Raw genomic sequence first — 7,202 nt, forward strand, 5'->3', positions numbered from 1 at the left:
AGCAAGTTGATCAACTTCTTCAAGTTTACTCGTCCCCTATGTTGTAAAGCTAAACAATCTTTTGAAAAGGTGGCACTGGCTCGGCTAACCAATTACCACCATTTTAACGCTAAACAGCTTGCTTTTCTACGACTTCGGGCAGCTTGTAGGCCGTTTTGTTTTTCAACATACCATAGATAATGTTGACCAGTCGTCGCATGATGCACACCAATGCCTGTCCCTTTGTTTTACCTTCAGCAAGTTTCCGCTTATAGTATTCAAGAAACACGGGGTTTCTAGCAATCTTGCTACCTTTTGAAACTTGTACCTGCTGCACCGCAAGATTGTAAAACAGCCCATGCAGTACACGGTTGCCTTGCTTGCTCTTTTGGTTGCTTCCTTTTCCCGCAGAGCTAAATATTACCGGAGCTATGCCTGCAAACCGTGCCAGTTTGTCCGCACTTGAGAAGCGGCGCACATCCCCAATTTCCGCTACGAGATAGGCGGCTGTCACGACTTCAATGCCGGGTATCGTTTCCAGTTGGTAATCTAATCGCTTCATCATGAGGCGTAGTTCATCCTCTACGAAAGCCATCTCTTCCTTCTTGAATTTCAAATCCCGCACATGGCTTTGAATCAAGAAGTCGCGCTGCTCTTGGTACGTTCGTTTGGTATCGCCATCAGCTTGAACCAGCGATTGTATTTCTTCAGCCTTCCTCGTCGAGCAGGCATTGTTGCTGGCTTTCTGTAGAAAGATGGCCAACTGCTCCACGGTCGTGCCGTCCAGCTTATGCGGCGAAGGGTATGCCTGCCAGAATGCCAGCGCACACTTGCCGTCAATGTCGCTGAAAAACTTCTGGTAACTGGGATAATGGTAACTTAACTGCTGGTGCAATTGGTTTTTCAATGCTATTCCTGCCTTCACCAATCCGTAGCGCCGTGTCACCAATTGACCGATTGTCCAGTAAATGTCCTGCGGGTTCGCATCCGGCAACATGTCCAGCTTGTTCAGCAGGATTTTCCCCACGCAATCGGCATCCCAACTGTCGCTTTTATGCGTAGTCGGGTAACTTTTTCGCTCGGCATACGAGAGTGCGCTGTTGACCTCCTTCACAATCTGCTTGTTCTCAATCAAGTACACGGCGAGCGACCTACCGTAGCCGCCCACATCTTCTAACCCATACACAGGGGTCATGCCTCTTTTCTTGAACTGCTTCACATACGCAACCAGTTCGTCAAAGGCGGCAGGCTTGTTCTCAAATTGGATTTCGCCCAGCTTTTCGTTCCAGCAGTTAATGACTACCGCCGTGTGGGTTTTCTTGTGCAGGTCAATTCCTACGTAAATATGCTTCTGTTTGTAATGCAAAAGGCATCACCCCTGTTTATGGTTGTTCGTTGAATGTTTAAGAATGTCGGCAACCTCAGCTCAAGCGTTCATCTTTCGATGCGCAACGGGACGCAAGCCTATCCATTCCAAAACCTTTCAACTCTTGCTGCCCTAATATTCAACAAAATGTGGTCAAAATTTAAGTGCTATCAAAAATATTTTTCACCATCAATCCGGTTGTCTCATTTGGCACGACAGCAAGGCCTTTTCAAGCTGCACATGCAACAGTTCGGTACGCAAATTGATGCTAATCATAAAAACTGCCGTTAATATATCCTCAACAGTAAGCTTGTGGTACCGTTCTCCACTGCGGTAAGTTTGTTCCATCAGTGTTCTAAGGTACACTTCATACGTTCGTATGCGGTCAAGTAGTTCAGTTTCTTCCTCAACAACCTGTTCGTAATGGTCAGCAATCACCTTCGTTGGCTCATCTGCTCTATATGATGGCTGCATGTTTGCCCTCCGCTTTAATGTTGCCGTAGCGGTAAGTTCCCTTGTAGAAATCTTCGCGTTCTAATATCCGAAACACTTGCACATCAGTAAACCGTTTACCTCTACGTGTTTGAAATCCATCCCTGTTCAATTGTTCTGCCAATCGTGACAGCGACCATTGAGGGAATAAGTCTCGCAGTTCAAATAGTCGCCGTACAACCACTGCTTGCGCCTCATCAATTTCTATCACTTTTGAACCTTTCTTTGCTGTGTAGCCAAAAACCACGCCGCCACCAGCATAGCCGCCTTGCTCAGCTTTCTTTTTTCTGCCACGGCTCAGCTTCATTGCAATTTCTAATCGTTGGTACTGGTCTAATAGCTCCAACATGCCGTTTACTAGAAAGTCGTTCGGGTCATGCGCGTAAATACTGTAGTTCGGCTGTTCAATCGCCTTCACATCTACCTTATGACGCTTCAATTCTCGTTGGATCAGCACTTTTGCCATGTCAGAGCGCCAAAGCCGCGACGTGTTTAATACAACAACATGCTTCACAGTCTGCTGTTTCAGGTCAGCCAGCATCTCCTGCAACCCTTCACGTTCAATGCTCAAGCCTTCTTCATCAACTGCCGCTCCGCTTATGCCCTTATCCTCATACACACGGAGCAGTTCGAAGTCGTTCATCTCACAAAACCGTTCAATCCCTCCAGTTGATAGGTCAAACTGTACCCGTCTTTCATCTGTCCATACGTTGAAACCCTAATGTATCCGACGACTTTCTCCCTCAAGAAAATCCCCTCCCACCACAGCAATTGTAGTCCGTGTCTCGTTCGTCCGTTTTCTGCGGATAACTTGCCGCTTGTAACGCTCGACCGTTGATGCATACTATACGATCCGCAACCCGATCTACACAACCCGCAAATTTATAGTCGTTTTCTTAACGGTGAAGGTTGTATATTATGCATGACCATCAAACAAGGGGGAGGGTAACATCATGGAACTTACTGTCCGTATCCGTCTAAAGGACATTCTTCAAGAGCGCAACATGTCTCAGCATCAGCTTGCCAAGCTGACCGATCTGCGTCCGTCAACCATCAGCGACCTTTGCAAACCAACCATCAGTCGCGTATATCTCAGCACTATTGCTGTTATTTGTGGAGCGTTAAACATTTCCGTTAATGATCTTATCGTTATGGAGCCACCCATACCCAGTTAAACCGTTTCTCGCGTTCGCATTCCCACTTGTGCACCCATTCAACAATGCTATACGTAAAATTCCCTTGCTCGACTATTGAACCTTGCAAAACGGGTGCTGTATGTCGATCTACGTAATTGCTTTTCCCAGTATCGCAGCACATGGCTGCTTCAATATCGTTTTCTATTGTTCGCTTGCCAGTCGGTTGAAATCCACAACCTGATTGGCAAGTGTCTTTTTTATTGTCTCTCTAACGTGCCTTGTATACGTTTCTTCTCCGAGCTGCCAGTTCCGTATCCGTTCCACTTGTTTCGGTGTAAACATAGACCAGTCTGTAATCACACTCGCAAAGTAGTGCTTGTTCTGTTCCGGCGGGTAACCTTCTATCTCCATCAGCTTCATTTTCATCTCTGGCTTGTAGACCATTTCGATTCGGGTCAAGTTACCATCATACTCCATGCCATGCCGCTGCCACAGTTCCAGTGCTTTATCATATACCCGACAATATCCATTCTGCTTTCGTTGCTTAGGCAATCCAAAGTACCGAGTCCCTTTATGCTGCCGTAGCTTGCGCCGCATATCGTTAGGTGCAACAAACACATCCCCAAGCGCATAGGGCACATCATACGCAACGTCACAGTTAACAAAATCAATCCCACTCGCCATATTCCTCAGTTCTTCCATAATTTCAGGGAACCGTTCAAAGTGTTCGGGGCGAGCCTCCACACGTAACGTAAATAAAGCACCGTCTATTTCTCTAAAATTTCGGTAGAATACATGCAAGTACACACCTTTATCAAGTCGTATGTGCATCTGATACACGTAAATCTTTTTGTACTCCGTTCGTCGTATATGATATTTCCGCCCTATCATTAGCCGCGTATACCATCCAAAGAAAAATCCAAACGGTACATCCCGATACTCGACCACCAATTTATCTGTTGATACAGCTATTTCCATGTTTGCTTCGCTCCTTGTCTCATGGGCATTTGTCCTCGCGCGCATAAAATTTAATAGTTAACCGACTAATACTTAATTATATTCCTGCACTGAATCCTGCCTCCCGTCAGATCATCTGAACGCAAAAAGGCACCTGAAATCACCGTTAAGTGTTTTTCAAGTGCCGTAAAGTTGGTTTTCTCAAGTTTATCGTTTATTAAGTTGCTCGCAGCCATTGATCGGCTGTCCGCTGTATGTGTATTATGACACACACTCCATTGCATGGTCAATCCTTAATGTTGAAACCCACGATCTTTCGTTCTGCGCTATTCTGCTGCCGTTCAGGTAATTTGTATGGTCTGCCGTTAACAAACGTCATCACTCCGGGTTTGCGTTAGTCATTCAGTGGATGCATGAGTTGTCCAACACCACCATCGCTTCACATAAAACGATCACCTTCATGAGTCTTATGAGAAAATCCTGTTTTTGTTATTTCTACCACCACAATTTCATGTTAAATTTTCATTTTCATGAGTTCTATGAAAATTTCGGGATTTTCATTTTGTCTCTCATACTCTCTGAGCGGTTATTTCGTGTTGTTAGCGGTACAGCGGCGGATAAAAAAGAAACCTTGAGAGGCACGAGGCCAATCAAGGCTACTGATTATTTACGATGTCCAGTATTTTACGTCAGGATTAAGGCTTGAACCAATGATACCTTCTTTTTCCCAGTCATAATCAAGATAACCATCATCGTCTAAAAAATATACATGCTGCTTGTAAAACTCATTAATAGTTTCAAGAAACTTTTCAGGCGTACTGTACATCAAATTTAGTTCTCTCTCATCGTGTAACAATATACAGATGCAACCTTCTCCGTCAAAATTCTCTACATAACAAATGAAATCACTAGAGTAATTGGCCAAAAGAGGTACCACCATTGCTATTTTAGTCTGAGCATTCAAAATATTATCCAGATTTTTTTTCTCAAGGACAAATTCATCGATGTGTATAAGTCGATATCCAGGTATGAAATCCATTAATCTTTGATCGTTAATATCCCTTTTTGTTCCTTGCACAGTACTATAAATCACTTCAAATAATCTCGGTATATCAGATTTCATTTGGAAAACATTGGACCAATCTTTTTTTTCATTTCCCAAACTGTCTGGGTATTCTGGTCGTAATTCTTTAGACAATTCAATGAACTCATTAAACAAATCCTTTAACATTACAACCCCCATATTATTGACCGCTGTAAAAGTGTTTGTATAGATAACCACTTGAGTTAACTCTTACAGCGGCCATTCTTCAATCAGTAATTTTTATATCGAAAGAATCATTCTCATTTATACCATTTTTCTTATAAAACTGTCCCAAATCTCTTCCAACCGCCTGGTTCTCTTCACTCGGAACGGGTTCAACATGCGCTCCAGCACCACCTTGTTTAGTGGAAGCATAAGGAAACTCATCGTAATCATGCCCTTCTGGAGGAGGCCCTTGTTCTTTTCTGATTTGTTTTTGGGCTTCATAACGGTTCTTCTGTGCTTCTCGTGTTCCTCCTCCTCTTTGAAGGTTCTCTAAGGAATGTCCGTTTTCCTGCGCATTTTCTAACATATTAGCATGATTCGGATACTGTTCTCTAGAGACTTCAAATACAGGATTACCCGTCCCCTATGCTGTAATCTTAAAATCTATTAAAAGAAAAGGCGGCTATCATTTTACCAATTACCACCATTATACCAGCTTGCTTGGTTTTCTGTCAGGGAGCCGACCTGGTTGGTTGAATGAGGGGTTCATTCGGCACTGAGTACCCACCACCACCGAAAAAGAAACCTTGAAAGGCATAAAGCCAATCAAGGTCTGAGAGTTATTTTAAGGATTAATCGTAATACCCTTTCTCGAAAACAATTACTCCTTCTACTGGCTCAGAAGGTTCATCTCCGGCAAATGGAGCATATAATCCAAATCCAAATCTAATTGAGGTAAGTCCTGACTCTTCAAATTGTAACGTATCATCATATTGCTTTAAAATATCTCTAACTTCTGCATACGGTCTGCCAAGAAGGTTTTGTTCGTTAAAAGTAACAGAAGACGGGGCGTGAAATTCAATAGCTTCACATATACCTGGTTCTTTATAGTATACATAACACCATTCGTAAGAATCTGTTTCAAAATCATCATCTTTAAATTTGCGAAATTTTTTTTTAGGATAGGCTCCTAAGGCTTCTTGAACTTCATTTGGAGTCATTCCAAGCAGTACCCTTCCTGCCCCTATATACGGATTTATTTTGAACTCCATGTGTTATCCTCCTATTCATCCATTTCAGGCATGTTACGAAGTCTCTTCGTATAGTCTAACATTTGTTGGATACCTTCGTCATACTTATTACCAAATTTTGAACGAACATCATTTATATCCATTTGTTGCGCTTCTTCAAACTTTCCATTATCAATAAGTTCTTTTTGCTGGGCTCTATATTCCTGGTTCTTCTTTGAGCTTCCCCAGCTCGCTGTATCCATATGGTCATCAGTTTCCATTCTAATACCAGGTCCTTCTCCTCTACTGTAGGGACTTACCGAGTTTGCGGGCATGTGATGAACCTGACCACCATTAGCTGGAACATCTTTATACGCACCTCCAAGTGGATCAGCTTCACCCGTCCCCTCAGAACGAAGCATACTACCCATATTGTCGCCTGCAACAAATCCTTCGAAATAACCACCAGTTCCTTCAACAACGATGGCGGACGTCGTAGCTTCAATATCGACTGTAAGTCCTGCTTCTATACCCCCTGTGACAAGTGCTGCAACACCAAAACTATCTAACCAATGTTGTGCAGATAATGGCTCTTCTGGGGCAATTGCTCCTTTTATGGTCCCAACTATCCCAAAGGACAACCAATTCGCAAAATCGTAGGGAGAGTCCCACATTTTCTCCGCTCTATTTTGTGCTCCTGACACTACTGCATTCGTTGTCCCCATTGTGGCATAGTTCACAAAATCATATGGAGAATCAAGTGATTTATCTGCTCGTGTCTGGAAACCATTTACAACGGCATTCCCTATCTCCTTAAAGCTATTCAGAGATTTGTCTGCTGCATACCCCAGAACACTTTGATTATCATTTAGTTCTTCTGATGAACCTGGTTCATCTGCGACAGACATATCCATCTCTGCAAGCCCAGTCACATCTTCCAAGTAAAGATGCTTCTTTTGTGCATTTTGCTCTGGCGTCAGTGGCGGTGGGGTATTGTCCGGCTCACCATTGCC

6 protein-coding genes and 3 pseudogenes are annotated in these 7,202 nt (G+C 43.5%); 1 reads left to right on the top strand and 8 read right to left on the bottom strand.

Translation table 11 applies throughout. The features are described from left to right. Nucleotides 1-109 precede the first annotated feature (109 nt). The 3 genes and pseudogenes from BLT91_RS15585 to BLT91_RS15595 form a co-directional block, all read right to left on the bottom strand. A complete protein-coding gene (locus tag BLT91_RS15585) occupies nucleotides 110-1,345 on the bottom strand; it encodes an IS110 family RNA-guided transposase (RefSeq protein ID WP_090822464.1) in 1,236 nt (411 codons plus the stop codon). A 189-nt stretch (nucleotides 1,346-1,534) separates the two neighbouring features. Beyond that, complete coding sequence (locus tag BLT91_RS15590) at nucleotides 1,535-1,819, bottom strand: hypothetical protein (RefSeq protein WP_090822467.1); 285 nt, start codon at nucleotides 1,817-1,819, stop codon at nucleotides 1,535-1,537. After that, nucleotides 1,803-2,584 (bottom strand): annotated as a pseudogene (locus BLT91_RS15595) (recombinase family protein). Before BLT91_RS15595 ends, BLT91_RS15590 begins: the two are co-directional and overlap by 17 nt. Nucleotides 2,585-2,790: 206 nt before the next feature. Here BLT91_RS15595 and BLT91_RS15600 point away from each other — a divergent pair. Next, nucleotides 2,791-3,012: a helix-turn-helix domain-containing protein gene (locus BLT91_RS15600; RefSeq protein WP_090822469.1), complete on the top strand. Its 222-nt coding sequence runs from the start codon at nucleotides 2,791-2,793 to the stop codon at nucleotides 3,010-3,012. 162 nt (nucleotides 3,013-3,174) lie between these two features. Here BLT91_RS15600 and BLT91_RS15605 read toward each other — a convergent pair whose 3' ends face one another. From BLT91_RS15605 to BLT91_RS31645, 5 genes and pseudogenes are all read right to left on the bottom strand, one after another. Continuing rightward, nucleotides 3,175-3,951, bottom strand: a complete 777-nt coding sequence (locus BLT91_RS15605) for a replication initiation factor family protein (protein ID WP_090822471.1) — start codon at nucleotides 3,949-3,951, stop codon at nucleotides 3,175-3,177. A gap of 646 nt (nucleotides 3,952-4,597) precedes the next feature. Beyond that, nucleotides 4,598-5,212: a hypothetical protein gene (locus tag BLT91_RS15610; protein ID WP_217635231.1), complete on the bottom strand. Its 615-nt coding sequence runs from the start codon at nucleotides 5,210-5,212 to the stop codon at nucleotides 4,598-4,600. 28 nt (nucleotides 5,213-5,240) lie between these two features. Next, nucleotides 5,241-5,567: pseudogene (locus tag BLT91_RS15615) on the bottom strand (NucA/NucB deoxyribonuclease domain-containing protein); the annotation flags it as partial. Nucleotides 5,568-5,811: 244 nt separating this feature from the next. Next, nucleotides 5,812-6,231 carry a hypothetical protein gene (locus BLT91_RS15620; RefSeq protein ID WP_090822477.1) on the bottom strand — a complete coding sequence of 140 codons (420 nt, stop codon included), beginning with the start codon at nucleotides 6,229-6,231 and terminating at the stop codon, nucleotides 5,812-5,814. An 11-nt stretch (nucleotides 6,232-6,242) separates the two neighbouring features. Beyond that, a pseudogene (locus BLT91_RS31645) lies at nucleotides 6,243-7,202 on the bottom strand (hypothetical protein); the annotation flags it as partial.

The sequence above is a fragment of the Paenibacillus sp. yr247 genome, assembly GCF_900103825.1.
In the GTDB taxonomy this organism is placed as follows: domain Bacteria; phylum Bacillota; class Bacilli; order Paenibacillales; family NBRC-103111; genus Paenibacillus_E.

Excerpts from the sequence above, each read along its gene's own strand:
- BLT91_RS15590 (WP_090822467.1), bottom strand. The coding sequence starts at position 1,819 with ATGCAGCCATCATATAGAGCAGATGAGCCAACGAAGGTGATTGCTGAC.
- BLT91_RS15600 (WP_090822469.1), top strand. The coding sequence starts at position 2,791 with ATGGAACTTACTGTCCGTATCCGTCTAAAGGACATTCTTCAAGAGCGC.
- BLT91_RS15605 (WP_090822471.1), bottom strand. The coding sequence starts at position 3,951 with ATGGAAATAGCTGTATCAACAGATAAATTGGTGGTCGAGTATCGGGAT.
- BLT91_RS15620 (WP_090822477.1), bottom strand. The coding sequence starts at position 6,231 with ATGGAGTTCAAAATAAATCCGTATATAGGGGCAGGAAGGGTACTGCTT.